The organism is Bradyrhizobium ontarionense (assembly GCF_021088345.1).
GTDB lineage: Bacteria > Pseudomonadota > Alphaproteobacteria > Rhizobiales > Xanthobacteraceae > Bradyrhizobium > Bradyrhizobium ontarionense.
The window spans coordinates 1,114,991-1,141,047 of record NZ_CP088156.1 but is presented as its reverse complement, the minus strand read 5'-3'; the positions used below and the strand labels follow the sequence as shown (position 1 = coordinate 1,141,047).

The 26,057-nt window shown below is 64.1% G+C and carries 25 protein-coding genes; 12 read left to right on the top strand and 13 right to left on the bottom strand.

The window, feature by feature from the left end; all coding sequences use genetic code 11:
- The 5 genes from LQG66_RS05120 to LQG66_RS05100 are packed head-to-tail and all read right to left on the bottom strand — an operon-like array spanning window position 1 to window position 4,282.
- The gene (locus LQG66_RS05120; protein ID WP_231324078.1) at window positions 1-711 is read right to left on the bottom strand and encodes a hypothetical protein; all 711 of its coding nucleotides are present in this window, start codon (window positions 709-711) and stop codon (window positions 1-3) included.
- Window positions 708-1,145: an acyl-CoA thioesterase gene (locus LQG66_RS05115; RefSeq protein ID WP_231324076.1), complete on the bottom strand. Its 438-nt coding sequence runs from the start codon at window positions 1,143-1,145 to the stop codon at window positions 708-710. The genes LQG66_RS05120 and LQG66_RS05115 overlap by 4 nt, the downstream gene beginning before the upstream one ends.
- Window positions 1,145-2,053 (bottom strand): fumarylacetoacetate hydrolase family protein, encoded by a 909-nt coding sequence (locus LQG66_RS05110; RefSeq protein WP_231324074.1) that lies wholly within the window; start codon window positions 2,051-2,053, stop codon window positions 1,145-1,147. Before LQG66_RS05110 ends, LQG66_RS05115 begins: the two co-directional genes overlap by 1 nt.
- A 38-nt stretch (window positions 2,054-2,091) precedes the next feature.
- Window positions 2,092-3,198 (bottom strand): cupin domain-containing protein, encoded by a 1,107-nt coding sequence (locus LQG66_RS05105; protein ID WP_231324072.1) that lies wholly within the window; start codon window positions 3,196-3,198, stop codon window positions 2,092-2,094.
- 55 nt (window positions 3,199-3,253) lie between these two features.
- Window positions 3,254-4,282, bottom strand: coding sequence for a carbon-nitrogen hydrolase family protein (locus LQG66_RS05100; protein WP_231324069.1), 1,029 nt, complete (start codon window positions 4,280-4,282; stop codon window positions 3,254-3,256).
- A 127-nt stretch (window positions 4,283-4,409) separates the two neighbouring features.
- On the opposite strand from LQG66_RS05100, the gene LQG66_RS05095 reads away from it, so the two are divergent.
- The 4 genes from LQG66_RS05095 to LQG66_RS05080 all read left to right on the top strand — a co-directional run bounded on the left by LQG66_RS05095 (window position 4,410) and on the right by LQG66_RS05080 (window position 9,263).
- Complete coding sequence (locus tag LQG66_RS05095) at window positions 4,410-6,569, top strand: thiamine pyrophosphate-dependent enzyme (RefSeq protein ID WP_231324067.1); 2,160 nt, start codon at window positions 4,410-4,412, stop codon at window positions 6,567-6,569.
- A complete protein-coding gene (locus tag LQG66_RS05090) occupies window positions 6,566-8,131 on the top strand; it encodes an indolepyruvate oxidoreductase subunit beta family protein (protein WP_231324065.1) in 1,566 nt (521 codons plus the stop codon). The genes LQG66_RS05095 and LQG66_RS05090 overlap by 4 nt, the downstream gene beginning before the upstream one ends.
- A gap of 155 nt (window positions 8,132-8,286) precedes the next feature.
- Complete coding sequence (locus LQG66_RS05085) at window positions 8,287-8,781, top strand: MarR family winged helix-turn-helix transcriptional regulator (RefSeq protein WP_231324063.1); 495 nt, start codon at window positions 8,287-8,289, stop codon at window positions 8,779-8,781.
- Complete coding sequence (locus tag LQG66_RS05080; RefSeq protein ID WP_231324061.1) at window positions 8,781-9,263, top strand: MarR family winged helix-turn-helix transcriptional regulator; 483 nt, start codon at window positions 8,781-8,783, stop codon at window positions 9,261-9,263. The genes LQG66_RS05085 and LQG66_RS05080 overlap by 1 nt, the downstream gene beginning before the upstream one ends.
- Before the next feature lie 10 nt (window positions 9,264-9,273).
- Here the strand turns inward: LQG66_RS05080 and LQG66_RS05075 are convergent, their stop codons facing one another.
- From LQG66_RS05075 to LQG66_RS05045, 7 genes are all read right to left on the bottom strand, one after another.
- Window positions 9,274-10,002 (bottom strand): SDR family NAD(P)-dependent oxidoreductase, encoded by a 729-nt coding sequence (locus LQG66_RS05075; RefSeq protein ID WP_231324059.1) that lies wholly within the window; start codon window positions 10,000-10,002, stop codon window positions 9,274-9,276.
- 20 nt (window positions 10,003-10,022) lie between these two features.
- Complete coding sequence (locus LQG66_RS05070) at window positions 10,023-11,639, bottom strand: ATP-dependent acyl-CoA ligase (RefSeq protein WP_231324056.1); 1,617 nt, start codon at window positions 11,637-11,639, stop codon at window positions 10,023-10,025.
- 7 nt (window positions 11,640-11,646) lie between these two features.
- Entirely contained in the window at window positions 11,647-12,123 is a 477-nt protein-coding gene (locus tag LQG66_RS05065) for an aromatic-ring-hydroxylating dioxygenase subunit beta (protein WP_231324054.1), read from the bottom strand.
- Window positions 12,120-13,460 carry an aromatic ring-hydroxylating dioxygenase subunit alpha gene (locus LQG66_RS05060; protein WP_231324051.1) on the bottom strand — a complete coding sequence of 447 codons (1,341 nt, stop codon included), beginning with the start codon at window positions 13,458-13,460 and terminating at the stop codon, window positions 12,120-12,122. The genes LQG66_RS05065 and LQG66_RS05060 overlap by 4 nt, the downstream gene beginning before the upstream one ends.
- A 16-nt stretch (window positions 13,461-13,476) precedes the next feature.
- Window positions 13,477-14,427 (bottom strand): PDR/VanB family oxidoreductase, encoded by a 951-nt coding sequence (locus LQG66_RS05055; RefSeq protein WP_231324049.1) that lies wholly within the window; start codon window positions 14,425-14,427, stop codon window positions 13,477-13,479.
- A gap of 587 nt (window positions 14,428-15,014) precedes the next feature.
- The gene (locus tag LQG66_RS05050) at window positions 15,015-16,253 is read right to left on the bottom strand and encodes a hypothetical protein (protein ID WP_231324047.1); all 1,239 of its coding nucleotides are present in this window, start codon (window positions 16,251-16,253) and stop codon (window positions 15,015-15,017) included.
- Window positions 16,254-16,714: 461 nt separating this feature from the next.
- The gene (locus LQG66_RS05045) at window positions 16,715-17,446 is read right to left on the bottom strand and encodes a Spy/CpxP family protein refolding chaperone (RefSeq protein WP_425601289.1); all 732 of its coding nucleotides are present in this window, start codon (window positions 17,444-17,446) and stop codon (window positions 16,715-16,717) included.
- 404 nt (window positions 17,447-17,850) lie between these two features.
- Between LQG66_RS05045 and LQG66_RS05040 the strand changes: the two genes are divergently transcribed.
- From LQG66_RS05040 to LQG66_RS05015, 6 genes are all read left to right on the top strand, one after another.
- Complete coding sequence (locus tag LQG66_RS05040; protein WP_231324045.1) at window positions 17,851-19,191, top strand: ABC transporter substrate-binding protein; 1,341 nt, start codon at window positions 17,851-17,853, stop codon at window positions 19,189-19,191.
- A gap of 123 nt (window positions 19,192-19,314) precedes the next feature.
- The gene (locus LQG66_RS05035; protein ID WP_231324043.1) at window positions 19,315-20,253 is read left to right on the top strand and encodes a carbohydrate ABC transporter permease; all 939 of its coding nucleotides are present in this window, start codon (window positions 19,315-19,317) and stop codon (window positions 20,251-20,253) included.
- Window positions 20,253-21,164: a carbohydrate ABC transporter permease gene (locus tag LQG66_RS05030; protein ID WP_231324041.1), complete on the top strand. Its 912-nt coding sequence runs from the start codon at window positions 20,253-20,255 to the stop codon at window positions 21,162-21,164. The genes LQG66_RS05035 and LQG66_RS05030 overlap by 1 nt, the downstream gene beginning before the upstream one ends.
- A gap of 14 nt (window positions 21,165-21,178) precedes the next feature.
- Entirely contained in the window at window positions 21,179-22,279 is a 1,101-nt protein-coding gene (locus LQG66_RS05025) for an ABC transporter ATP-binding protein (protein ID WP_231324038.1), read from the top strand.
- 35 nt (window positions 22,280-22,314) lie between these two features.
- Complete coding sequence (locus LQG66_RS05020; protein WP_231324036.1) at window positions 22,315-23,313, top strand: hydroxyacid dehydrogenase; 999 nt, start codon at window positions 22,315-22,317, stop codon at window positions 23,311-23,313.
- Window positions 23,314-23,527: 214 nt separating this feature from the next.
- The gene (locus LQG66_RS05015; protein WP_231324034.1) at window positions 23,528-23,929 is read left to right on the top strand and encodes a hypothetical protein; all 402 of its coding nucleotides are present in this window, start codon (window positions 23,528-23,530) and stop codon (window positions 23,927-23,929) included.
- Window positions 23,930-24,091: 162 nt separating this feature from the next.
- On the opposite strand, the gene LQG66_RS05010 is transcribed toward LQG66_RS05015, so the two are convergent.
- Window positions 24,092-24,592 carry a DUF1993 domain-containing protein gene (locus tag LQG66_RS05010; RefSeq protein WP_231327694.1) on the bottom strand — a complete coding sequence of 167 codons (501 nt, stop codon included), beginning with the start codon at window positions 24,590-24,592 and terminating at the stop codon, window positions 24,092-24,094.
- A gap of 117 nt (window positions 24,593-24,709) precedes the next feature.
- Between LQG66_RS05010 and LQG66_RS05005 the strand changes: the two genes are divergently transcribed.
- Entirely contained in the window at window positions 24,710-25,501 is a 792-nt protein-coding gene (locus tag LQG66_RS05005) for a transporter substrate-binding domain-containing protein (protein ID WP_231324032.1), read from the top strand.
- Window positions 25,502-25,593: 92 nt separating this feature from the next.
- A complete protein-coding gene (locus LQG66_RS05000) occupies window positions 25,594-26,037 on the top strand; it encodes a hypothetical protein (RefSeq protein WP_231324030.1) in 444 nt (147 codons plus the stop codon).
- Window positions 26,038-26,057: the final 20 nt, after the last annotated feature.

The following is a 26,057-nucleotide window of genomic DNA, read 5'->3' as shown; positions in this document are numbered from 1 at the left end:
TCAGGATTTCCCGGGCCGAACCGTTCTCGTCAGCATCGGAAAATGCTTGTTGCCGCCCGAGAATGGCGGGAACTGGACGAAGTCCGCGCGCATGCGCGCGATCACGTCGGAGCTCAGCGCGTGCGAGAGAGCTTCAGGGCTGTCGAACACCAGCTTGTTGCGCTGCATATGCTCGACGCGTTGCGACGGAAGGCGGTCGACCCAATCGATCCGCGTGTAGATCTCGACCTGGCGGACATTCGGAAACGTCCGCATGATCGCCGGATGGTGCTCCAGATAGTGCAGGTTCCAGGCATTCATGTCTTCCGCAGGACCGGGATAGTGCACGAGGTAGCTGCAAGGAGTTTCCGTGCCTGCCGGATGCGCCGCGACGTCGACGGGAAATGCGCGCGTCAGCATGACCTGATGCGTGACGTCCGATCCGGACAGGCCCGACAATCCGACACCCGTCGCGAGGCCGGCAAGGATGCTGTCGCGATCCATCGCCGCCTCGCACGCGAGCAGGCGCGGAAACCGCAGTTGAAGCGCGAAGACGGGCCCGGAGCCGTCAGCCTTGTAGGGATGATCGACCGACCGTTCCAGCGGCGTGAACAGCAGGCCCTCGGTCATCCCGGGGATCGATCCGACCAGTACTGCGACGGCATCAAGATCATCGGACCGGACCCGTCGTACGCCCGTCGGATCGGAGAATGTCATGAACAAGGAGATCACGACAGCGCCGCCTCGGTTTTCTCATCCGCGTTCAGATGCGCCACAAGGGCCGCGCGAACGTCATCGGGCCATGGGATCGCGCGGTGATCGACCAGCGACGTCGCGGCAAGGACCTGGCGGGCGCGCCAGCGCATCCCATCCGCGCCCGAGACCACATGAGCCAAATGGAGCGACGATCCGCCCACCCGGGCGATGCGCAATTGGAACGTCAGGACGTCGCCAAACATCGACGGTCTGGCAAAGTCGCAGGTCAAATGCACCGTGGGCGTCCCGATTTTCCGGATCTTGATCAATCCCGGCCAGGGCATCCCGATCGTCGCCCAAAACTCCTCGACGACGCCGTTGAGGATGTTCAGGTAGGACGGGAAATACGCGATGCCTGAGGGATAGCAATCGCCGAATCTGAGTTCGCGATCGAACGAGAACGTCGTCATCAGATCGCAACGACGGGATGCCTGATGACACCGATGCCATCGACCCCGGCTTCGACCACGTCACCCGGCCACAGCCATTCCTGAGGAGTCATGCCGGCCCCTACGCCCTCCGGTGTTCCCGTTGCAATGATGTCGCCCGGCTCCAGCGTCATGCCCGATGAAATGTCCGCGATCAGAACCGGGATGTCGAAGATCATGTATTTGGTGTTGGAGTCCTGCTTCATGACCCCGTTCTTCGTCAGCCACAGACGCAGATCATGCGGATCGGCAATCTCGTCCGCGGTCACGATACACGGGCCGAATGGCGCATAGGTATCCATGCCCTTGGAAAAGATCCACTGGCCGGCGCGACGATTGTCGCGTGCGGAGACGTCGATCATCACCGAATAGCCGAAGACGTGATCCATCGCCTTGTCGGTCGCGATGCGGGTCGCCGTCTTGCCGATGATGACGGCAAGCTCTACTTCCCAGTCGAGCTGCTGCGTCATCTTCGCATTGTGCTGGATCGCCGCACCTGGCCCGATCACCGAGGTCGGCGGCTTGGAGAAGACCACCGGCTGCTTCGGCAGATCCTTGTCCGTATCCAGGCTCTTGGCCGACTCGGCAACATGGGCCCGGTAGTTCAGCCCGATGCCGAAGATGTTCTTTCGTGGACGCGGGATCGGAGCCTGCAGCCTCACATCCTCGACCGGAACGGCTGAGCCGACCGGCAAGCGCCCGTTGCCATTGTCCAGGTACTCCCTGAGTGCCGGCAGCAGTGTCGCACTGTTGTCGATGAATGATAGCATGTCGCTCGGCCAGGCAAGGCCCTCCGACGCACCGAGGCGTTCGACATCGACGACCAATCCGTTGACGAGGACCCCGAGCCGCGCACCGCTGGAGCCCAAGGTGTAGGTGACAAGACGCATGATAGCTTTATCCGGCTCTTTCGGTTGAGTTCTGAACGTCAGGCAGCCACTGACTGGTGGCCGGCATTGTCGCCGTAGGCCTCTTCCCGGTAGAGGCCGAGACCTTCGATGACAGGCAGGTCATTGAAACAGAACAGGCAGGCATCTTCGCTCTCCGATGCATTGCCGTGCTCGTGCCATGCCCAGGACGGAACGCAGAAGATGTCGCGCTCTTCCCATTCGAACCGTTTGCCGCCGATCACCGAGTAGCCGCGGCCCTTGGCGACCTGGTAGATGAAGCTGCCGGTGTGCCGGTGCGATTTCGTCTTCTCGCCCGGCCGCAGCAACTGCATGCTGGCGCCGATCGTCTGCATCACGTGCCCGCCGGTGATCGGATTGACGTAGTTCATGAGAATGCCGTCATAGGGCGAGCCGTCGGTCGCGGCGGCATATTTGCGCAAGGAGTCGTAGGTCGGTTCCCACTCATATTTGAACATGGGCGAATAGCCCTTCGACCATTTCGAGTCGGCCGGCCGAAGACCGGGATTGCCCCAGGTCCTGGTCATGTCGTCCACGGGATAGCCGGACTCGTCCTGCTGGATCTTCGGATGCACGACGAAGAAATTGGCCTCCAGCGCATTGACGAGCGGGATGTCGAGACCGTCCTGCCAGATGCAGACCGAGCCGTTGCCGTCAACCCCGTGCTCGTGCCAGGTGCCGTTCGGCGTGAGCACGAAGTCCCGCGCGCCCAGCGTCATCTTGTGGCCGTCGACGATGGTGTAGGCGCCCGAGCCCTCCATGATGAAGCGCAGAGCTGACGCCGAGTGCGCGTGCGCCGTGGCGACCTCGCCGGGATGCATCACCTGTAATCCGGAATAGAGCCAGCCGACGGCGGCCGACACGTCGCGGCGACCGGGATTATTGAGATAGATCACCCGCCGTCCCGCCTTCTCCGGCGAGACCAGCTCGACCGAACGCAGCACGTGTTCGCGCAGATCGTTGTAGCGCCAAAGGACGGGTACGGAAACCGATTGCGGTGCCCAGGGCTCGATCTTGTTGGCGACCGTCCACAGGGCGCCGGCCTCGTATCTTTCGAGGTCCTTGTAGTAGGCCTTGAGTTCGGGGGTGTCTTCGACATTGGCCCGACCGATGATGTTTTCGCGCATCCTATCCTCCAAGTCGCCGTCCGTTGGTGCCGCGAGATCGACGCGTGCCCAATCCTCAGTCCGGTCTGGCTGGGATCGACGTGAAGCCGGCCTGCTCCGTAGCATCCGCCGCAACGCGTTCACCGTCCGTCAGCCCGAGCGGCGCCAATGGACGGCGATCGACCCGCAGATCAAAAATGTCGAACCGGTTGTAGTGCCCGACGATGTCGTGCATCTGCTTTGGCTGGATGCAGCGCTCGAGGTCGATATCGGCGTAGACGATGCCTTCGTCGTCGATCAGCGGCTCGCCGACCACGCGGCCATCCGGCCCGATGATTCCGGAGAACGCGCTCGATTTGCGTTGCAAGCGCGCACGCGCGTCGGGGACCACGGTTTCCATGGCTGCGATGATCTCCTCCGACATGGTCGAGCAGGAGACGACGGTGAAAATCTTGCCTTCAAATGAATGGGCAATCGCGCGCAACTTGATCGCCTCCGCCATGTCGTAGTCGGGGGGCGCGACGGGAAGCGAGATGTAGCTCGCGACATGCACGAGCTCACCCTGGCCCAACAGCGCGAAGCGCGCGAGCGTGTTGGTGTTCTCGCCGCAAGCCAGGCCTCCGAGGCGCCCGATCTCGGTATCATAGACGCGCAGGCTCGACCCGTCACCGCCGGTCCAGGTCAGCTTCTCCGCCCAGGTCGGCACCAGCTTGCGGTGCTTGCCGAGCAGCGCGCCGTCCGGGCCGATGAAAACCAGGGTATTGTAGATCGCTCCCAGCGAGACTGGGCTGCGCTCGTTCACGCCGAGGACGACATAGCATCCGGTCTCGCGCGCAGCTTTCCGGACGACGTCAACCTCCGGACCCGGCACAAGCACCGACGCCTTGGCGAGCTTCTCGAACCAGGCACTGCCCGTGACGGGGTCAGTGATCCAGTTCCAGTAGGGATAGCCGGGAACGAACGCCTCGGGGAACGCGACGAGCTTGGCACCGTTCGCTGCGGCTTCACGGACCAGTGAAGCCGCCTTGTCGGCCGTCGCGCTGGCGTCGAGATAGACCGGTGAAGCCTGGACGGCGGCAGCTCTAAAGCGAGGCAGCTTCAGCATTGGCCCTACCCTGTCGCCGGCTTCATGATCGCGCTCCGGAGCAGAGATCCGCAAGCGTGATAGAGTGGTGCGGCGTTGACTTACTTTATATGTAAACGTATGCTATCGCATATTTCTGGAGGGTGCAATGGCTGAACGGTCTTTTGCTCGCGAAGTCGAGGATCTCCGGCTCGGCGATGGCGATACGTTTCGCGGCGAAGGCATTCTCGCCATCACCAAGGCACTGCTGCAATCGGGCGTCGCCTATGTCGGCGGCTACCAGGGCTCCCCGATCTCGCATCTGATGGACGTGCTCGCCGACGCCAAGGACGTGCTCGACGATCTCGGCGTCGTGTTCCAGAGCTCCGCCAACGAAGCGGCCGCGGCGGCGATGCTGTCGGCCTCGGTGATGTACCCTCTGCGCGGCGCGGTCGCGTGGAAGTCGACCGTAGGCACCAACGTTGCCTCCGACGCACTCGCCAATCTCGCCTCGGGCGGCGTCACCGGCGGAACGATGATCATCGTCGGCGAGGACTATGGCGAGGGCTCCTCCATCATGCAGGAGCGCACCCATGCCTTCGCGATGAAATCGCAGATGTGGCTGCTGGACCCGCGTCCCGATCATGAATGCATCGTCAACCTGATCGAGAAGGGGTTCGAGCTCTCCGAGTTCTCGAACACGCCCGTGATGCTGGAGGTGCGTGTGCGCGCCTGTCACATGCATGGAAGCTTCATCTGCAAGGACAACCTCAAGCCGGCGCACACCATCAAGGACGCGCTCAATAATCCCAGGCGCGACGTCAACCGCATCGTGCTGCCGCCCGCCGCCTATGAGCACGAGCAGGAGAAGATCAAGACGCGGATGCCCGCGGCGATCGGTTTCATCCGCGACAACAGGCTGAACGAATGGATGGGGCCGAAAGAGGGCAAGGTCGGCATCATCATGCAGGGCGGGATGTACAACAACGTCATCCGCGCGCTGCAATATCTCGGGCTGTCGGACGCTTATGGCAACACCCAGGTTCCGCTCTACGTCATGAACGTCACCTACCCCGTGATCGACACGGAGGTCGCGGAATTCTGCCTCGACAAGGAGGCCGTCCTCATCGTCGAGGAAGGCCAGCCGGAATATCTGGAGCAGGCGATCAACACCGTGCTGCGGCGCAAGGACATCAACGCGCGCATCCACGGCAAGGACGTGCTGCCGATGGGCGGCGACTATACCGCGCAGATATTGCTCGGCGGCGTCCGCGAGTTCCTGGAGAAGACCGAGCCGCGACTGCTCGGCAACCGGCCGCCGGCGCCGGACGCCGCCCCCGTGCTCAATCACCCCGCCGTCGAGAAGTTGAAGCAGGTCGTGCCGGCGCGTCCGCCCGGTCTCTGCACCGGCTGCCCTGAACGGCCGATTTTCGCTGCGATGAAACTCGTCGAAGAGGAGCTCGGCCAGCACCACGTCTCGGCCGACATCGGCTGTCATCTGTTCTCGATCCTGCCGCCGTTCAATATCGGCGCGACCACCATGGGCTTCGGCCTTGGTCCGGCCTCGACCTCGGCTTTCAACGTCAAGGCCGACAAGCGCTCGATCGCGGTGATGGGCGACGGCGGCTTCTGGCACAACGGCTTGACGAGCGGCATCGGCAATGCCGTGTTCAACAAGCATGACGGCGTCTTCCTCATCGTCGACAATTACTACACCTCGGCGACCGGTGGTCAGGACATCCTGTCGTCACGCGCGACCAACACCCGGCGCGACACCAACAACTCGATCGTCAAGGCCGTGAAGGGCATCGGCGGCCAATGGGTCCGCCAGATCGACCGGACCTACGACGTCGGCAAGATGCGCGACACGTTGAAAGAGGCGCTGACGACCAAGGACGAAGGCCCCAAGGTCATCGTCGCCTCCTCCGAATGCATGCTGAACAAGCAGCGCCGCGTGAAGCCGCAGATGAACAAGGCGATCAGGGACGGCGTCCGCATCGTCAAGGAGCGTTTCGGCGTCGACGAGGACGTGTGCACGGGTGACCATGCCTGCATCCGGCTCTCCGGCTGCCCGTCGCTGTCGGTGAAGCAGCTCGACGATCCGCTGCGCGACGATCCGGTTGCGGCGATCGACAATTCCTGCGTCGGCTGCGGCAATTGTGGCGAAGTCGCCGAGGCCGCCGTGCTCTGCCCCTCGTTCTATCGGGCTGACGTCATCCATAATCCGACCCGCTGGGACACGTTCAAATCCAGGGTCGCCATGGCCGTGATCGCCTGGCTGCAGCGCCGGCGCGATCGCCGGCGTCCGGCGCTCGAGGCGCTGGCATGAGAGACGAGACCATCCGGCTGGCCCTCCCCGCCGCGGGCGAGGCGACCGAGCGACCCATCTCGATGGCGATCGTCGCGATGGGCGGCCAGGGCGGCGGCGTCCTGACGGACTGGATCGTCCAGCTCGCCGAGAACCATGGCTGGGTCGCGCAGTCGACCTCGGTGCCGGGCGTCGCCCAGCGCACCGGCGCCACGATCTACTATATCGAGGCGATGCCGCCGCTCGGCGGTCGCAAGCCGATCCTGTCGCTGATGCCGACACCCGGCGACGTCGATGTCGTGATGGCGGCGGAATTCATGGAGGCCGGCCGGTCGATCCTGCGCGGCCTGGTGACGCCGGACCGCACCACGCTGATCGCTTCCAACCACCGGTCGCTCGCGATCGGCGAGAAGATCACGCCGGGCAACGGCATTGCCGACGGCGGCGCCGTCACCGGCGCCATCGGGGTTGCCGCGAAAACCGAGATCATCTTCGACTTCAACGCGCTCGCCATCGCGCACGGCAGCGTTATCTCGGCTGCGATGTTCGGCGCGCTCGCTGCGGCCAGCGTGCTGCCGTTCGACCGCGAGAGCTATCTCGACGTCATCCGTGCCGGCGAGAAAGGTGCCAAGGCCAGTATTCGAACCTTTGAAGCTGCCTTTGACCGGGTCAAGACCGGCTCGCCGGACGTTGTTGCGCCGGCGCAACCGAAACAGTCCGACAATCCCCCCTCTCCCGTAACGGCCGATCCTCGTCTCGCCGCGCTTGTCGCAAGGTTGAAGCAGGAGCTGCCCGAGCCCGCGCTCGCGATGGCCCGCGCCGGCCTGAAGAAGGTGGTCGATTTCCAGGACGTCGCCTATGGTGCCGAATATCTCGACATCCTCAAGACGCTGCACGCGGCCGACCGAATCGCCGGCGGTTCCGCCCGGGGCCATGCCTTCACGCAGGCCGCGGCAAAGTATCTCGCCAACGCGATGACCTATGATGACGTCATCCGCGTGGCCGACCTCAAGACGCGCGCCGGTCGCCGCGCCCGCATCGAGGACGAGCTGGAGATATCGCAGGGCCAGCTGCTCCAGACGACGGAATTCATGCATCCCCGCATGGAAGAGGTCATGGGCATACTGCCGGTGGGCTTCGGTCGCTGGCTGGGCGCGAGGCCGCGCCTCCTCGGCTGGCTCGATCGCCGCGTCAACAAGGGGCGCCGGGTGCGGACCTACTCGCTGCCCTGGTTCCTGACGCTCTATGTTGTGGGTGGGCTGCGCGGCCTGCGCCGCCGCTCACTGCGTCACGCCGTCGAGACGGCTCACCGCAACGAATGGCTCAAGGCCGCGTCCGACGCGGTCGGCACCAACTACCAGCTCGGCGTCGAGATCCTGCAATGCCGCCGCTTGGTGAAGGGCTATTCCGATACCCACAGCCGGGGGCTGTCGAAATTCGACAAGACGCTGGCGGCGATCAAGCTGATCGAGCGCCGCGATGATGCCGCCGATTGGGCGCGCCGCCTGCGCGAGGCCGCACTGAAGGACAGCGCCGGCAAGGAGCTGGATGGCGTGATCCAGACCATCAAGAGCTTCGCGTGATGCGGGTCGAGCCCGGCACAGGATTCGATTGCCGGACGGTCCGAACGACGTCAGGATCAGGCGGCTTGACGACGATTCTCAGGTTGCTAATCGGAGCGAAAGACCCGCGATAATCCCTCCAATCGACGAGACGCTTTGTACTCGATGGTCATGCAATGCCGGCAGCACTCAAAGAGAACATTGTTCCCGTCCCTGGGCAGGTTGAAACCCGGCTTTGGCTGCAATTGCTGTCTCTGCATGGCGAGCTGTTCGCGTCGCTGAATGCGATGCTGAGTTCGGAGTTCGGGCTCTCGCTCGCGAAGTTCGACGTGCTGGCTCAGCTTGACCGCTCCAGGGACGGACTTGCGCTCGGACAATTGTCGCAGAACCTGAAGGTCTCCGGCGGCAACGTCTCGGGGCTCGTGCAGCGCCTGCTCGCCGACGACCTCATCAGCAGGGAGATGTCGAGCGAGGATCGCCGGTCGTTCATCGTGCGTCTCACTCCCAAGGGCGAAGCGCTATTCACGAAGGCCGCCGCCGTTCACAAGAAGCACCTCAGCACGCGGCTCGAGAACATCCCGCCCCATGAGCTCGACACCGCGCTGTCCGTGCTGCGGTCTCTCTCCTCGAAACTTCGCTCCGAGAGCAAGAAGCAAAGTCGCAAGAAATAATGACCAAAGAATCCAAGAGCAGATGGAAATCGGGTCCGCCGAGGACGAAAGAGCAGCTGCAAACCTACATCCCGTATCTGTTCAACCGGCTCTCCAATCGCTGGAACCTCGATCAGAACCGCGACCTGAGCGAGCATGGCGTCAACAATGTCGTGTTCCGGACGCTGTCGGTCCTGTTCATCTACAAGACGCTCACCGTCAACGAGATCGCCGTTCTCGCAGTCACGGAGCAGTCGACCGCCAGCCGCATGGTCGAGTCCATGGTGTCCTCGGGATTCGTCAAGCGCGAGATCGCGGAGGAGGACCAGCGTCGTCGGGTGGTGGCGTTGACGCCGGACGGCGAGGCGCTGCTGCGAACGATCTGGCCGATCATGGCGAGCAATTACGAACGGCTGATTGCGGGGATCGACCCCGACGACATCGAGGTCTGCGCGCGCGTGCTTGCAAAGATGGTCGAGAATATTCGACAGAACCAGATCTAGGTTGCTGATATCACGGACCGAGGCCGACGAGGCTGGTGCCGCCGCAGACATAGAGAACCTGGCCGGTCACGAAATCGGACCGCTCGTCGAGGAAGAATTCGATCGCGTGCGCGACATCCTCGCGCGAGCCGAGCCGCCCGACCGGCACGTTGCGGGCCATCCGCTCCTGCTGCTCGGAGCCTTTCGGGATGATGCCCCAGAAATTGTCGGTCAGGATCGGCCCCGGTGCGACGACGTTCACGGTGATGCCGCTCGCGGCGAGCTCCAGTGCCCAGGTCCGCGCCAGGCCATGCACGCCGGCCTTGGTGGCCGAATAGGCCGAGCGTGTGGCCGCGCCCATCGCGGCACGCGAGCTGACGAACACGATGCGCCCGAAGTGCCGCGAGCGCATCCCCTCGAGCGCCGCCTGGGTCAAGAGCATCGGCGCGCCCAGGTGCAACTGCGCCAGCACCAGAATGTCTTCCGGCTTCGCATCCGGCATCAGGTTCGGCAGGATGACCCCCGCATTGTGCACAAGGCAATCGACGGCGTGATCCCGGCAAATCTCCTGCGCGATCGCGCGCGTCTCCGCGATGTCGGTCAGATCGGCGCGGTAGGCCGCGAGCAGATCGTGGGTCCAGCTCGGCTTCTCCAGCCCGACCGAGATCACGCGCTGCCCCTTCTCGACGAGCTTTCTCGCCAGCGCCTCGCCGATCCCCGAATTGCCGCCCGTGATGAGTGTCGTGCGGACCTCGCCCATGATCGCCTCCATGCCCGGTGTCAGACCTGACGCCGCTTGAGCTCGCGCAGATCAAAGAACGCGCCATCAGACATCAGCTTGGCGACAAAGTCCTTCAGCCCGCCGCGCTGGATCTTCTCGGTTGCGGTCAGCGGCAGGCTGTCGACGAAACAGATCCAGCCCGGCGCCTTGTAATAGGCCATCTGCTGCAGGCTCCAGCGGACGATGTCTTCAGCGAGCGCGCGGTCGGCACCGGCCTCCTCAGTGATGATGACCGCTGCAACCTCGTCACCGCGCATCTGGTCCGGCGTCGCCGCGACCGCGGCCTGCCGGACCGAAGGATGGCGGTTGAGAACGGACTCGACCTCGACCGCCGCAATGTTCTCGCCGGACCGGCGGATCACGTTCTTCTTGCGATCGACGAAATGGAGATCGCCGTCCGCGTCGCGCGACACGATGTCGCCGGTATGCAGCCAGCCGCCGTCCCACGCCTCGGCGGTGGCGGTCGGATTCTTCAGGTACTCGCGGAAGAATCCGTAACGCGGGTCCGCGCCGGCTCGCCGCACCAGCAGCTCGCCCGGCGTCCCGACCGGCGCGTCGTTGCCGCTGTCGTCGACGATGCGAACGTCGACCTCGGGGGCCGGACGTCCAAAGCAGCTCGTGCCGATCTTGCGCGGCTCGACATTGGCGGCGATGACGCCGCCGCTTCCCGTCTCGGTCATCGCCCAGGCCTCCAACAGCGGAAAGCCGAAGCGGTCCTCGAACGGCGCGTGCAGCAGCTTATCGACGCCGGCGCCGAACCCGAAGCGCACGATATGCGCACGGTCCTGAGCCGCCGGCGGCGCGCTCATCAGCATCGAGGGCATGACGCCGAGATAATGCAGGCACGTCGCACGGCTGTCGCGCACGGAAGCCCACCAGGTGCGCGGATGGAAGCGATCGAGCATGGTCAGGCTGCCGCCGACCGACAGCATCGCCATCAGCGATACCGCCATCGCGTTCATGTGAAACAGCGGCAGCGGCGTGATCATGCGCTCGCAGTCCGGCTTGAGATCGATCAGCCCGCCGACATCGCGATACCAGTTACCGGAATGCAGGAAATATGTGTTGGTGAGCACGCAGCCCTTGGGCTGCCCGGTCGTCCCTGACGTATAGAGCAACGCGCATTCGGTCGAGCCGTCCGCCGTGCTCGCCGGCCGCACACCACCGAACGGCGCGGGTGCGTCGTCGTCGCTGGTCACCACCGGAATCGGCCGGCCGGCCTGACGCGCCGCCATCTCCACCTCGTCGCGCCGCTCGGCGAGGACGAACGCAGCGTTCATCTCGGAATGCGCGATGATGTATTCGAGTTCGCTGACCCGCAGGTCCGGATTGATCGGCACCACGGAGACGCCGAGCGCGTTGAGCGCGAACCACAGCTCGACGAACACCGGCCGGTTCTGAAGCAGCAGCCCGACCCTATGGCCTTCGCCATAGCCGCAGGCAGCGAACGCCGCTTGCCGGCGCTCCACGCGGTCAAGCATGGCGCGATAGGAGATCTCCCCCGCCGCGATGCCGTAGATGCCGGCCGTCTCCGGCAGCACGTTGAGGAAGCCCGCCTCGCCACGGCGAAGGGCGGTCTCGCGAAAGCGGGCGTAGACTGTGGTCGCAGCGGTCAAGGTCGTCTCACATGAAGAGCTGGATGTTGCCGAATGGCGCGTCGAAATTGACGAGATCGACGCGTTTGAGCTTGATCTTGAGGGTATCGCCGACCTGAACGATTTCATGCGACGCCCATCCCGAATAACGCTCCAGCATGTCACCGCGCGTTTCGGTGTAGATGTAGGAGGTCCGGGCCTTGAACACGCCGGCCACGGCGTCGCACGCGACGATCCGCGGCGCCTGGAGCAGATGATGGCAACGGCTCTTCGGCTTCTGGCTGAAGGTGCGCTCGCCGGCCAGACGCTCGACCCGGACCTTCAGCAGCAGCAGGTCCTCGTACATCAGCGACGGCTGGAGCACCGGATCCTGCTGCTGCCACTCGAGCGGCATCCAATAGTGTCCTTCGGGGTGAAACAGATCGAGCCAGGCCTGCCATTGCATCGTGTCGAGAAGCTCGGCCTCCCGGTAGATGAAGTCGGCGATCGTGTTTTCGGTGATCATTCGGCGGCCTCGACGTGCTTGTCCATGTCCATGGTCATGAATTTCGCCCAGGCATGAAACTGGTTCCGCATCTGGCGCTCGGAGGTGCCGTTGATCACCGCCGTGACGTCCTGCTCTTCGTTGCCGTCGTAGAGCCGCCGCAGGTTGATCCATTGATTGCCGTTGGACTTCAACCCTTCCTGCGCCCGCTCATACATCTCGAGGTCGTCATGGCCCACGATCGAGGTCGGCGCGTTGATGAAGCGGTTGTACATCAACGCACGCTCGTAGAGCTTGTCGGGCGCGCCGACCAGGCGATAGACCCAGCTCTCGACCAGCGTCCTGTCGACCGCGATCGGGATGAAGTTGCGCAGGATCTGGACGGCGCCCTTGACCATGATGTTCGGGAAATACACGGTGTTGTGCCGGACCTCGCCGAGGATCTCGTGCGCCCGCTTCTCGCCATAGGCTGCGACCATCTGGTCGAGATAGCCGGGGACATCCGAGTAGTTCGAATGGATGGAGTTGGCGACGCCGGTGTGGCCATGGCCGTTCGGCCAGATCCTGATGCCGCTCTGCTCGTAGAACTCGTACGGGCTCATGAAGGGACCGTAGAGCTGCACCGCCATCGGCGTCTCCGTGGCATCGCCCTGCTCGCGCTTCCAGACCTTCACCGCGGTGCCGGCCGAGCTCTCATGCGCCACCATCGGATGGCAGGTGTCGGTCTGGTTCTCGACCAGCATCTTCCAGTTGCAGGTATGCATGTAGCGGATCGGGGTCGCCATGACGGCGAGCTTCCCTTCCGGCGAGCGGTCGACCATATTGTCGATTGTTGAAAGGCTCTCGCCGAAATAGTCCTCGAAGGAGACGCCGTTGTCATTCAGCCGCGCGAAGATGAAGTCGCGATAGATCACGACGTTCTTGACCTTCGACAGGCCCTCGTTCGCCTGGGTGTCGCCAAAGCCGGTGCCCTCGTAGCCTTTCTTCAGCGGGATCGCGAGCAGCGAGCCGTCGGTCTTGAAAGACCAGGCGTGATAGGGGCACCGGAAGAATTTTCCGGTGTTGCCGCAGGGTTCGGATGCGATCTTCACGCCCTTGTGCGGACAGCGATTGTAGAACACGTGGATGGAGCCGTCGGTATGGCGGCTTGCCAGCACCGGCTGCCGGCCGATATTGGCGGTGATGAAATCGCCGGGCTTCGACAGCTGGCTCGCATGCCCGACATAGACCCAGCTGTTCGGGAACAGATGCTCCATCTCGAGCTCGAAGATCTCGGGGTCGACGTAGACGTCGCGGTGAACCTCGGCCTCGCGCACCAGCGCGGCAATCGCGTGGGCATTGCTTCCGTATTTCGTCATGGCGTCCCCGCCTCCCTCATAAATCCAGCACCAGACGTTCCGACTTCGCGCGCGACACGCAGATCTGCATGACCTTGTTGGAGGCCTTCTCGTCGTCGCTGAGGATGACGTCGCGATGGTCGGGCACGCCCGCGACCACGCCGCACTGGCAGATGCCGCAATCGCCGCGCTGGCAATCGTAGAGCACGTCGAGACCTGCGGCCTCCAGCGCCTGGATGATGGTCTGATCAGCTGCGACGCTGACGACCTGCCCGGTCGATTTGAGCTCGACCTCAAACGGCAAATCGGGCGAGGACGGCTGCTCCGCCTTAAAAAGCTCGTAGTGGACGCGCTCCGCCGGGACGCCCCCGGCAAGTGCGGCCGCCTTCACCGCATCGATCATCCCCGCCGGACCGCAGACGTAGATGTGGGAGTTCGCGGCGGCTTCGCCGAGCGCTGCCGCAATGTCCAGGCGGGACTCGTCGCTATCGTAATGAACGGACAGCCCGTTGGCGCAAATCTCCTGCAAATGCGGCAGGAATGCCAACAGCCCTTCCGAGCGGCCCGCATAGTGCAGGCGATACGGACTTGCGCGGGCCGTGAGCTCTGCCGCCATCGACAGGATCGGCGTGACACCAATCCCGCCGGCAAACAGCAGCGCGGGCGCTGTTCCCTCGTGCAGATGAAAATTGTTCACCGGCTCACTTGCCTTCACGACGTCGCCGATCTTCAGCGCATGCATGAACCGCGAGCCGCCGGTCGAAGCCTCCTCGCGCAGCACCCCGAGCGCCAGCGCCCCCTCGGGGAGGTTCGGTAGAGCCATCAGCGAGTACGGCCGGTCGCCTCCATTCGGGAGCGCCACGCGGATATGTGCACCGGCCTGCCATCGCGGCACGACGCCCTCCTCCACGTCAAACACCAGGCTACGTATGAACGGCGTCTCCGCCGCATACGATCTCACCTTGAGCTTGAGCGGATGCGCGTCCATTCAGGCATCTCGTAAATTATATGAATTTGCATATTTTTAGACATGTAATAATTGCCTGTCAATCGCCAGGACAGCGCCAAGTCAGGTCCAGGCTCGGATTGGACGAGCCGGTCGATGATCCGCGCGGGCCGGAGCATCGCCGACTATGACGCGGTGATGCCCCCCTCCGTGCGGCACGTCAGGCGAAAAGTGGCAAGCAGCCCGGCGATCCAGCCAAGGCCGCGCAGGCGCTGTGAAGCTGGTCGGGTCCGATCACCCGCCGGTGCGACTCTATCTTGGTGCAGATGCGTTCAAGCTCGTCGAGGACAGGATCGCGGCGATGAAGGCGGAGATCGCGGAATAGGAAATGGTCTCCCGGTCCACCGACTTTGCATGAGCGAGACAAGACTGAACATGACGGAGTCCTGCGTACGGCAGGACTCCGTGTGAGATGGCTGATCGAACAACCCGCCATGAACCAGCTGACGGACACACGGGCCGGCCAGCGCGGGCGGGCCCCGGCCGCGCTCGGTCACAGATCGTCCTACACTTTGGCCGACATGCGCAGAGCCGGTGGGGCCATGGGGGGCGCTATGGGCATCGTCGGATCAATTGCTCAGGCGTGATCCGCTGCGCCGGCGCGGGGCGTCCTGCTCCTGATCATTCGAGAGACCTTCCGTCTCCACTCCTGCACCGACACGCTCCATCAGTTCGCGAACGTCGTCGATACGGTTGTTGAGAACCCCATGCATCTCCCTCAGCGTCCAGCGCAGCTCATCGAGCGCGCCGGGCGCCGCGTCGGGAAAATGGGACAGATGGTAGATCATCTCGTTGAGGACCTGCCTCAATCCGTAGAGATCGTCGTGCGCAAGCTTCTGGACGTCGAGCTGGCCCAACAGCCGCTGCACGAAGCTGCGACGATCGACCGGCACATGGCGCAGATCGACGAACCGGTTGACATGGAAGGCGCGCGGCGCTGCGGTGCTGCCGGCAGCGTGAGCCAGCGCGGCGCGTACGCTGTCTGCGCTCAGGTCCTCCGTGTCGACGGCGAGCGTATTCGGAAACAGGCTCTTGTGTTTTTCGATGAGGGCGTGGGTCTTATCGTAGTACCACCCGAACTTGGCGGCCTGCGACAGCTTCGTCCATTGCTCCCTGGACATCTCTCCGAAATGGAAAGCGGTCGGCCGCTTCCGCTGCGCTGCCGGCGAGTCGGCGTAGTAGACATGGTTTTGCGGCGACAGCTCTGCGTTTTCGGTCAGACTTGCGATGCAGGCCGCGCGATCGCGGCGGCGCAAGTGCACCAGAGTCACCTGATCACCGAGCAGCTCGGCGATGACCGGCAGAACGGCCGCAAAGCCGTTGCCGACGACGCACGCATGGGGACAGTTGAGGATGGTCTGGCGGATCTGATCCTCGAAGCTGCGATCGCCCGTCTCCTTGAGCTGGCAGAACAGCTCGTTCAGCTCACTCGACGCCCATTCATGCACGGCCGCATCGCCGTCGCCCTGGATGTCGAAGACGTCCTGCATCATCCGTGTGAGAGACGTCGTTCCATCGCGCCCGGTGCCCACGCACAACACCCGCAGGGCGGACGAATGAGATTTCCTCAAGGCCGGCCCGGCATGGCCGTTGGCCGTGCGGTTCGCCAAACCCTTGCCGGAGGCCGGGACAGCTCTTGGCCGCGTCAGCCGCCGCAACTCCGCGGACACGGACTCCCGTTCGAGCTTGTGGTGGTCGCGCTCGTCGCGCAGCCGGCCCATGATCACGCCCATCTCTTCGGTGATCCGCTTGTACCGCAGGGCATCATCCTTGGCGGCTCTCAATTCCGATTGGAGAGAATCGATCATGAGTGTCACGTCCGGGTCCAGGCGGTCCGCCGCTCTGGTCTTGCCATCACCCATCCGAGCTTCAATCCAACGCCGCATTCTCGACAACAATCATCCCCCATACGCCCAAGCTGAAAGGTCTTCTGGCCCGCTCTCGGGCCAATGCGAATTTTGGCTGCCGTTGGTCGCCAGCAGCAAAAAATCCCGCCGGTACAATTCACATATGACGGCCAGCCGCAACGCCCATCAAGATGCACTGAAACAGCAGCTTCAATTACAGCAGCTTCAATTGATGTGCCAGAATTGTGGCCGTGATCGGACGGGGTCTACATTCTGAAACATGCTTGCCAGCCCGCTGACGCGGGAGCATCCTCGCTGCGCCAGCCGCCTGGACGATGCCCTTCTGGGAAGCACCGTCGAGGTGCGCTTGGCGTAGGCCGCGCTCTTGGCTCAACGTCGGCTCTCCTGATTCCAGCGCCGGCTCAGTCGAGCCCGCGCTCGTGACTGAGTCGCACCATCTCGTCGATGAAGGTCTGCTTCTGCTTGTCGTCCAGGCTGGTATAGAGCGGCTCGGCCGCATCGGAGACCGCGCGCTGATCGGCGGCGCGATCGACCAGGAACTGCGCCTCGTTACGCATCTGCTCGATGATGTCGTCCGGCGGATCACGCTTCGCCCGCGCAATGCGCAGGTTCAGGCGATCCGCACCTTTGCGGCCGAGCGCGTGCATCGCGTTGGCGAACGGGCTCCAGCTCTTCTCCTGCTCCGCCGTCAGGTTGAGCCCGCCCTTCAGACGCTCGACATTGGTGTCGCTGTTGGCGACGATCTGCTCGGCGGTCAGCTCCGGGACACCTTGCTGCGTCAACATCGGTCCAGCCTTGGCGGACTTGCTGGCCTTGGTCGTCTTGGACGATTTTGACCTCTTGCCTTCGGCCGGCGCTGCCCCAGGCTGCGCACTCTGCTGGCCGTTGTTTCCGGTGAGCACGCCCGTGACGCCGGTGACGACCCCGACCACTCCGCCGATTGCGCCGCCCAGCACGCCGCCGACCGGACCCGCCGCCTTGTTGCCCTCGCGGGCTCCCTGTTCGACCCCCTTGAACAGTCCCTGCGCGTCAACCTGACGCGGCGGGCCCGTCAAGGCGCAGATCACCACCAGCGTTCCTGCTGCGATGCAAAGCCGACCGCGCGTCCTTATGGCCCGTCCACGTGCCGTCATTAGTTCAGGCTCCCCTGTGCAATGGTGGCGGGCCGTCGGCGGCGACATGACCTGACGGCCCGCGAGTCGGTCGAATTCTATCGTTGCCGCAACGCGCAAGTCCATCTGCTGCACCTGGATCGAACGCGCATTCATGCGCAGGCCTTTCGTCCCCGGCCAGACCGGCGGCTCGATCGCATTGCGTCGCAGCAGCTCATCGCTGCGTTGCAGCCGGCGCGGCGCCTGCGACAAATTGCGTACGCCGTTAGTTCCAAGTTTCGCCTCACCTGCTTTCTCGACAGCTGCATACAATTCTGCTCTGATTACATCCGAACGAAATCCGCGCGCGCACGCCTCGCGACGCAATAACTAACAAATCGGATTCGTGGTCGTCAGAACGCTTGGCTCACCAGGGAGGGAACGCCATGTCACGGAGGAAACTGAACCGCCGACAATTCGTTGCTGCGACGGCCGCCAGCTCGGCGGTTCTGATCACCGCACCCTATGTGCGCGGTGCTTACGCTGCCGGCAAGCTCTCGATGGGCTTCTGGGATCACTGGGTACCCGGCGCCAACCAGGCTTCGACCGATCTCGTCAACGAATGGGCCGCCAAGGAGAAAGTCGAGGTCCAGATCGACTACATCACCAGCCAGGGCAAGAAGATCGAGCTGACGATCGCCGCCGAAGGCGCCGCCAAGTCCGGACACGACCTGATCGCGATGCCGACCTGGTGGCCGCACGCGCATGCCGAGCTGCTCGAGCCGGTCAACGACATCATGGAGCCGATCATCCAGGAAAACGGCGCCGTGAACGGTACCGTCAAATATCTCGGACAGTCCGGCGGCAAATGGCTGGCCGTACCGGCCTGCGTCGGCAGCCAGATCAAGGGCCCCTGTACGCGCATCGATCTCATGAAGAAGCACGCCGGCATCGACGTGCAGGAGCTGTATCCCGCGGGCGGTCCGCCGAAGGCGGACAGCTGGACCACCGAGACCTTCCTGAAGGCCGCCGAAGCCTGTCAGAAGGGCGGCGTGCCCTTCGGCATAGGCCTCGGCGAAACCACCGACAGCGTCGACTCCGCCGGCGCGTTCTTCCAGGCCTTCGGTGCCGAGCTGGTGAATGCGAAGGGTGACGTCACGGTGAAGACCGACGCCGTTCGCCAGTCGCTCGAATTCTACAAGCGGCTGATCGCGGCGTTGCCGCCGGATGTCGCCTCGTGGGACGACGCGTCCAACAACAAATGGCTGGTCTCAGGCAAGGGCGCGATGATCATGAACCCGCCGAGCGCCTGGGCGGTCGCCAAGCGCGACGCGCCGCAGATCGCAGAGCAGTGCTGGACCCACGGCTTCCCGGCCGGGCCCAAGGGCCGCTTCGCACCCTTCCTACCCTACTTCTGGAGCATCTGGTCGTTTTCCAAGAACAAGGAAGCGGCCAAGAGCCTGATCGTGCACCTGTCGAAGCCGTCATCGATCGAGAAGATGGTGGTGGCGAGCGGCGGCTACGACCTGCCCGCCTACGAAAAGCTGACGACACTCAAGGTATGGCAGGAACAGGGACCGCCGACGGGGACGCTCTACCACTATCCCAATCCCTACAATCACCAGACGCTGTCGATCGCGGCATCGCCTGCGCCGCCCAAGATCGCGCAGCAGATCTATGCGCAGGCGACCATGACCAAGATGTGCCTGCGCTACGCCCAGGGCGAGAAGATGGAAGCGACCCTCGCCTGGGCCGAAGGCGAGTGTGAAGGCTTCATGCGCAGCTGAACGCGCTTCATCCCAGTGATGGCGGCCCGCATCCGGCGGGCCGTCGCCATCAGCGCCGTCTCTTCGCCCCGCCCGGTGAATGCCCGGCTGCCCGGCCGGCAGAGTCACGAGGAGCCAGCTTTCATGGTCGATGCCGTAATCGGCGAAAACACCGTCGCTCGCCCCCGCAGGGCCGCGGGCCGCAAGGGCCTGCGTCATGCGTTGAAGCGCAAGTCGACCGCCGCCTTCCTGATGACGCTGCCGTTGATCCTCCTGATCGTGCTGCTGGTGGTCTATCCGGCGCTGTATTCGGTGCATCTGGCGACCCTGAACAAGTCGATGCAGCGGTTCGTCGGCCTCGGCAATTTCGAGTTCCTGTTCAAGCGCGACACGTTCTGGCTGGTCGTCAAGCAGTCCTGCATCTTCGCGATCACGGCGGTGGTGTTCAAAGCCCTGATCGGCTTCATCGTCGCGCACTTCGTGCACAACATCCCGGCCAAGGGACAGCGCAAGTGGCGCGGCATGCTGCTGGTGCCCTGGGTGATCCCGCCGGCGATGAGCACGCTGGCTTGGCTGTGGCTGTTCGATCCATCCTACAGCGCCTTCAACTACACGCTCGCCTTCTTCGGCATCGGCCCGATTCCCTGGACCGGCGATGCCGCCTGGGCGCGGTTCTCGGTGATCCTGGTCAACGTCTGGTACGGCGCGCCGTTCTTCATGATCATGTATCTGGCGGCGCTGAAGTCGGTGCCCGAGCAGCTCTATGAGGCCGCGGCGATCGACGGCGCCAATTGGTGGCAGCGCATCTGGTACGTCACCCTGCCGATGATGCGCAACATCATCGCGATCACCACGCTGTTCTCGCTGATCGTGACGTTCGCGAATTTCGATATCGTCCGCATCCTCACCGCCGGCGGCCCGCTCGACAAGACGCACATCTTCGCGACCTGGGCGTTCCGGGTCGGCATCGAGGGCAGCGACATCCCGCTCGGCGCCAGCGTCTCGCTGTTCATGGTGCCGATCCTGGCGGTCGCCGCGATCTTCATCCTGCGCGACGTCTCCAAGCGGGGGAACGAATCCTGATGAGCACGCTCACGATCGACAAGGCCGGCCCGACCCGCAATGTCAAATACGGCTCGATGAGCCGCGACCGCGCCTGGGCGCTGCGCTGGTCATACTTCTTCCTGACGCTGTTCGCGATCTTCTCGCTGGTGCCGCCGCTCTACATGCTGATCACCTCGCTGAAGGGCAGCGCGGAGATCTCGGCCGCGACCAATCCGTGGTGGGTGTTCCATCCGACCCTGGAGAACTACGTCGGCCTGCTGACGTCCAACCAGTTCATGCGCTTCTTCTTCAACTCGGCCATGGTCTCGATCGTCGTGGTGATCATCACGATGCTGATCAGCATCCCCGCCGCGTTCGCGCTGTCGCGCATGAAGTTCTGGGGCTCGGCCACGCTCGCGACCGGCGTCTTCCTGACCTATCTGGTTCCGGACAGCCTGCTGTTCATTCCGCTGTTCAAGATGTTCGCGCTGATCGGCGACGTCACGGGGATCCAGCTGATCAACCGCTGGTACGTGCTGCTGCTGATCTATCCGACCCTGACGGTGCCGTTCTGCACCTGGATCATGATCGGCTATTTCGCCTCGATTCCGAAGGAGCTCGACGAGGCCGCCATCATCGACGGTGCCTCCTGGCTGCAGACGCTCATCCGCATCTTCATCCCGGTCGCCCTGCCCGGCCTGATCGCGGCGACCATCTTCGCCTTCACCGTGTCCTGGGCGCAGTTCCTCTATCCGCTGGTGTTCACCACCTCGACGGACCAGCTGGTGCTGCCGGTCGGCATCGTGACGAGCCTGATCAAGGGCGACGTCTTCAACTGGGGGCAGATCATGACCGGCGCCCTGCTCGGCGCCGCGCCGCCGCTGATCATCTACGCGTTCCTGATGGACTACTACATCGCCGGGCTGACGGCCGGCGCGACCAAAGGCTGAGACGAGAGGACGACATGGCTGAAGTGAGCTTGCGCAAGATCGTGAAGCGCTACGACGACGTCGAGGCCGTCCGAGGCATTGATCTCGACATCGCCGACCACGAATTCGTCGTGCTGGTCGGTCCGTCCGGTTGCGGCAAGTCGACCACCTTGCGGATGATCGCGGGGCTCGAGGACATCTCCGACGGCGACATCACGATCGGCGGCGACGTCGTCAACGACGTGCCGCCCAAGGACCGCGACATCGCCATGGTGTTCCAGAACTACGCGCTCTATCCGCACATGACGGTGGCGGAGAACATGTCGTTCGGGTTGCGGCTGAAGCACTACCCCAAAGCCGAGATCAAGAACCGCGTCGCGGAAGCCGCGCGCATGCTCGACATCGCCGACCTCGTCGACCGCAAGCCGAAGCAGCTGTCCGGCGGCCAGCGCCAGCGCGTGGCGATGGGACGCGCCATCGTCCGCAATCCCAAGGTGTTCCTGTTCGACGAGCCGTTGTCGAATCTCGACGCCAAGCTGCGCGTGCAGATGCGCATCGAGATCAAGAAGGTGCATCAGAAGGTGCGGACCACGACGGTCTATGTCACCCACGACCAGGTCGAGGCCATGACGCTCGCCGATCGCGTCGTCGTCATGAACAAGGGCCGCATCGAGCAGATCGGCACGCCGAACGAGCTGTATCACAATCCGGCGACGCGATTCGTCGCGGGCTTCATCGGCTCGCCCGCCATGAATTTCCTGCCGTGCCGGCTCGAGGAGGCCAGCGGCCGGCTCCACATCCGGCTCACCGACCGCACCGCCTTCCCGCTGCCGCCGGCGCGCGCCGCCCGCTATCAATCCGTGTCGCGGAATGAGCCGCTGCTGCTGGGGATCAGGCCGGAGCACATCACCGAGATCAGGCCGCATGCCGAGCCCGGAATCGAGCCGTTCGAGGCCGTCCTCGACGTCACCGAACCGATGGGCATGGAGACCCTGGTCTACTTCACGCTCGACGCCACGCCGGCCTGCGGGCGCGTCAACCCCAATGCCGGCGCCCGCGATGGTGCTCCCCTGCGCATGGCGATGGACCTCAACAACATGCACCTGCTAAACGAGACCACGGGCGTCGTCATCTGACGAGGCCACAAGAACACGTGGTTCAAGGGCAGGACATGAGCACCAGGACGGCAAGCAACAAGAACAAGATCCTCGTCACGGAATCCTTCTCGGCCAAGGGCCGCGCGCTGCTCGCGGCGCGCGACGACGTCGAGATGATCGAATTCCCCAACATGATCTCGGCGGCCGATTTCTCTACGCTGCTGACCTCCCACGCGCCGGTGCATGGCGTAGCCCTCGGCGCCACCCGCTTCGGCGAGCCGGAGCTGCTCGCCGCAGGCGACATGAAGGTCGTGACCCGGATCGGCGTCGGCTTCGACGCGGTCGACGTGCCGGCACTGAGCAAACACAGGGTGCCGCTGATGGTGGCGGGCACTGCGAACTCGCCGTCGGTCGCCGAGCAGGCCCTGTTCATGATGCTGACGCTCGCCAAGCGCGCCAACGAGATGCACGCCATGGTCAGGGACGGCACCTGGGGCGCGCGGCTCGGCGTGCTGCCATTCGATCTCTATGGCAAGACCGTGCTGATCATCGGCTTCGGCCGGATCGGAACCCGCACCGCCAAGCGCTGCCTGGCGATGGAAATGCAGGTGCTGGTCTACGATCCCTACAAGCCCGCCGCCGACATCGCCGCGGCCGGCTGCGAGCCGGTCACTGACCTCGACGCGGCGCTGCCGCGCGCCGACTTCGTCAGCATCCACTGCCCGAAGACACCGGAGACCATCGGCCTGTTCAACGCCGCGCGTCTCAGGCTGATGAAGCCTTCGGCCTATCTGATCAACACCGCGCGCGGCGGGCTGATCGACGAGGCGGCGCTGCACGACGCGCTGGTGTCCGGCCGGCTGGCCGGCGCCGGGCTCGACGTGTTCGAGCAGGAGCCGCCGCCGGTCGGCCATGCGCTCCATGGCCTGCCGAATTTGATCATGGCCCCGCACGTGGCCGGCGTCACCCGCGAGGCCGTCGACCGCATGAGCGAGCAGACCGCCCGCAACATCCTCAGTGTGCTCGACGGCGACCCCATCCGGCAGAACGTGATCAATCAGGACGTGCTGTAAGGGCTCCATCGGCGCTGGTGGCGGGATCGGCCCGCCCCGGCGCTGTGGCCGTATCCGAGCGCCGGCGGTTGGCAAGGACACAGCTGGCTTCGGACCTGCGTCCACCGCTTTGTCGCCCAAATTTCAACGCATTCTTGCATCTTGCCCAGATCCCGCTACAACTGTGACTATTGGCGCCGGAGTTTACGCGTGCCAGTAGGGAACAGGGGTGGTCATGAGTGTTGCGACGGAGCACGCGCTCGCAACGATAGCGAGCATTCTGGATCAGCCGGAAGCGGCCAAGCCGGCCGACAGGACGACGCCAGCCAAGAGGGCCAGCGCGACGGTCGTGCCGTTCGATCAGGCTGATGGATATACCAAGGTCGGCCCCGGCCCCATTTCGGCGATCCGTTTCCGTTGGACGGCACGGCGCGGCGACGATGGCTATTATGTCGACGAGACCGTCGGGCCGACCTCGATCGCCGTCAGCAGCGGCCCGATGACCGCCGAGGCCGCCGTCGAGCTGGTCGATACCCGCGCCCGCGAAGCCGCGGAGCGCTTCGAGGCGCTGAAGAACGAGATGACCGGCAAGGGACCGACCGCGCCGTTTCTCCCAAACGGTACCGGCGAGAAGTAGCCGCCCCGGCCTCATGGTTCGAGACGCGCCGCAAGCGGCGCTCCTCATCCTGAGGGCCCATGGTTTCCCGGAGAAGCAGCCCTCGTCCCGAGGACGCCGCTAGGCGCGCATCTCGAAGGACGCCGCACATCGTCGACATCGCATGCGATCGTCCCCCGCGCGCTATCGCGGCGGCCCGAGATAATCGGGCTTCGCCAGCGGCACGCCGGCGTGGCGCAGGACGTCATAGGCGGTCGTGACATGAAAAAAGAACTGCGGCAGGCTGAACGTCAGCAGCAATGAGCGGCCGCTGAAGGTGCGCGTCGCGCCGCTGCGGAAGGTGAACACCACCTCGCGGTCGCCACTGCCCGCGATCACGTCCCGCGGCACGCTCTGGACAAAGTCGACCGCCGCCGCGATCCTGGCCTTCAGCCCGGCAATGTCCGTATCGCTTTCCGCGACCGCAGGCTGCGTCTGGCCGGCCAGCAGCGCGCAGGCGATGGTGGCGTGGCGGTTGGCCTCGCAGACCTGCCGGATCAGGGTGAACATGTCGGGCGCAAGCCGTGCCTGCAGCAGCTCCGCCGGATCGATCTGGCGGGCCTCGGCAAAGGCCGCCGCCTTGTCGAGCAGCGCCGACAGGTTGCGGAGATAGGGCACGAACACCTCGACCGAGGCCTCTACCATCGTGATACTCAACGGACTGTCCTCACGGGCTCACCGACCACCCTCTTCCGCCTATCGTCGGGCGGCGCGACCTCGGGTAAAGACTAGCTCGGTCCATCGGAACGAGGGTATTGCAATATGGGACTTTTCAACCGGACGCTCGCCGCCCTGACCGGCGTGGCATTGGTCTGCAGCCTCGCGGCCCCCGCCGTCGCAGAACAGGCTTCCCGCCTCGACGAGATCATGCAGCGCGGCGCTCTGCGCGTCGGCATGACCGGCGACTACAAGCCGTTCACCTATCTCGACAAGGCGACGGCCAGGTTCTCCGGCTTCGACGTCGACATGGCCGAGGCGCTCGGCAAGGCGCTCGGCGTCAAGGTCGAGTTCGTGCCGACCAGCTGGCCGCAGCTGATGAAGGATTTCGAGGCCGACAAGTTCGACGTCGCCATGGGCGGCGTGTCGATCACGCTCGACCGGCAGAAGAAGGGCTACTTCACGACGCCGATCATGCGCGAGGGCAAGACCCCGATCGCCCGCTGCACCGACACGTCGAAGTACCAGACGCTGTCCGACATCGACAAGCCCGGCACCCGCATCATCGTCAATCCCGGCGGCACCAACGAGCGCTTCGCCCGCGCCAACGTCAAGGCGGCCGAGATCAAGGTCCACAACGACAACGTCACCATCTTCGACGAGATTGCCAAGGGCGACGCCGACCTGATGATGACGGACGCCTCCGAGACACGCTATCAGCAGAAGCTGCATCCCGGCGTGCTCTGCGCCGTCCACCCCGACAAGCCGTTCGACTTCTCCGAGAAGGCCTACTGGCTGCAGCGCGACATGGCGCTGAAGGCCTTCGTCGACCAGTGGCTGCACATCTCGACCGAGAACGGCAGCTATCAGGCGATCTACAAGACCTGGTTTGATTGAGAAGCGCGCTCGGATCCAGGCGCAACAGCAAATCCCGATGGCGAGGAGCGCCGTGCGCGGCGTGCCTCGAACCATGACGCCCCGAGCGATCGATGTCCAGCCTACCAGACCATCTCCGGCGCTACCCTACGCGCGAGGCCGTGAACGCGTTGTGCCGCCGTTTCGGCTTTCCGTACCATCCTCAGATGCAGGACTGGGAGTGGGAAGTGGCAGATGCGATGAGGATCGACGAATTTCTCTCTGCATATGAAAGCGGGGAGCTGAGCGAAGACGAGCGCTTCGTACTCATGGAGACGATCCTTCAGTCATTCGAGGATCTGCGGTTCTTGGAGGATCGCCCCGATCCTGACCCGCGATGGCAACGTGTCCTCGATATCCTCGACCGGAACATCGATCTCCATGCTCATACTGTCTGGTATTGGTCGGTGCTCGATGCTGAGGACTTCGACGATCCCGAACAGCAGTTCTGGGTAACGCCCTTCGTTCGTGTCATTCTCGCCAAGCACCGATCCCGGCTTGAGAGAGCACCAATTTAGGCTACGCTGGAATAGCAACT

Coding starts and splice junctions, on each gene's coding strand:
- LQG66_RS05085 (WP_231324063.1), top strand. CDS start 8,287: ATGCCGGCAGCACTCAAAGAGAACATTGTTCCCGTCCCTGGGCAGGTT.
- LQG66_RS05115 (WP_231324076.1), bottom strand. CDS start 1,145: ATGACGACGTTCTCGTTCGATCGCGAACTCAGATTCGGCGATTGCTAT.
- LQG66_RS05055 (WP_231324049.1), bottom strand. CDS start 14,427: ATGGACGCGCATCCGCTCAAGCTCAAGGTGAGATCGTATGCGGCGGAG.
- LQG66_RS05095 (WP_231324067.1), top strand. CDS start 4,410: ATGGCTGAACGGTCTTTTGCTCGCGAAGTCGAGGATCTCCGGCTCGGC.
- LQG66_RS05015 (WP_231324034.1), top strand. CDS start 23,528: ATGAGTGTTGCGACGGAGCACGCGCTCGCAACGATAGCGAGCATTCTG.
- LQG66_RS05010 (WP_231327694.1), bottom strand. CDS start 24,592: ATGGTAGAGGCCTCGGTCGAGGTGTTCGTGCCCTATCTCCGCAACCTG.
- LQG66_RS05105 (WP_231324072.1), bottom strand. CDS start 3,198: ATGCGCGAAAACATCATCGGTCGGGCCAATGTCGAAGACACCCCCGAA.
- LQG66_RS05065 (WP_231324054.1), bottom strand. CDS start 12,123: ATGATCACCGAAAACACGATCGCCGACTTCATCTACCGGGAGGCCGAG.
- LQG66_RS05045 (WP_425601289.1), bottom strand. CDS start 17,446: ATGACGGCACGTGGACGGGCCATAAGGACGCGCGGTCGGCTTTGCATC.
- LQG66_RS05100 (WP_231324069.1), bottom strand. CDS start 4,282: ATGCTGAAGCTGCCTCGCTTTAGAGCTGCCGCCGTCCAGGCTTCACCG.
- LQG66_RS05090 (WP_231324065.1), top strand. CDS start 6,566: ATGAGAGACGAGACCATCCGGCTGGCCCTCCCCGCCGCGGGCGAGGCG.
- LQG66_RS05040 (WP_231324045.1), top strand. CDS start 17,851: ATGTCACGGAGGAAACTGAACCGCCGACAATTCGTTGCTGCGACGGCC.
- LQG66_RS05075 (WP_231324059.1), bottom strand. CDS start 10,002: ATGGGCGAGGTCCGCACGACACTCATCACGGGCGGCAATTCGGGGATC.
- LQG66_RS05030 (WP_231324041.1), top strand. CDS start 20,253: ATGAGCACGCTCACGATCGACAAGGCCGGCCCGACCCGCAATGTCAAA.
- LQG66_RS05060 (WP_231324051.1), bottom strand. CDS start 13,460: ATGACGAAATACGGAAGCAATGCCCACGCGATTGCCGCGCTGGTGCGC.
- LQG66_RS05005 (WP_231324032.1), top strand. CDS start 24,710: ATGGGACTTTTCAACCGGACGCTCGCCGCCCTGACCGGCGTGGCATTG.
- LQG66_RS05080 (WP_231324061.1), top strand. CDS start 8,781: ATGACCAAAGAATCCAAGAGCAGATGGAAATCGGGTCCGCCGAGGACG.
- LQG66_RS05035 (WP_231324043.1), top strand. CDS start 19,315: ATGGTCGATGCCGTAATCGGCGAAAACACCGTCGCTCGCCCCCGCAGG.
- LQG66_RS05000 (WP_231324030.1), top strand. CDS start 25,594: ATGTCCAGCCTACCAGACCATCTCCGGCGCTACCCTACGCGCGAGGCC.
- LQG66_RS05110 (WP_231324074.1), bottom strand. CDS start 2,053: ATGCGTCTTGTCACCTACACCTTGGGCTCCAGCGGTGCGCGGCTCGGG.
- LQG66_RS05020 (WP_231324036.1), top strand. CDS start 22,315: ATGAGCACCAGGACGGCAAGCAACAAGAACAAGATCCTCGTCACGGAA.
- LQG66_RS05025 (WP_231324038.1), top strand. CDS start 21,179: ATGGCTGAAGTGAGCTTGCGCAAGATCGTGAAGCGCTACGACGACGTC.
- LQG66_RS05050 (WP_231324047.1), bottom strand. CDS start 16,253: ATGATCGATTCTCTCCAATCGGAATTGAGAGCCGCCAAGGATGATGCC.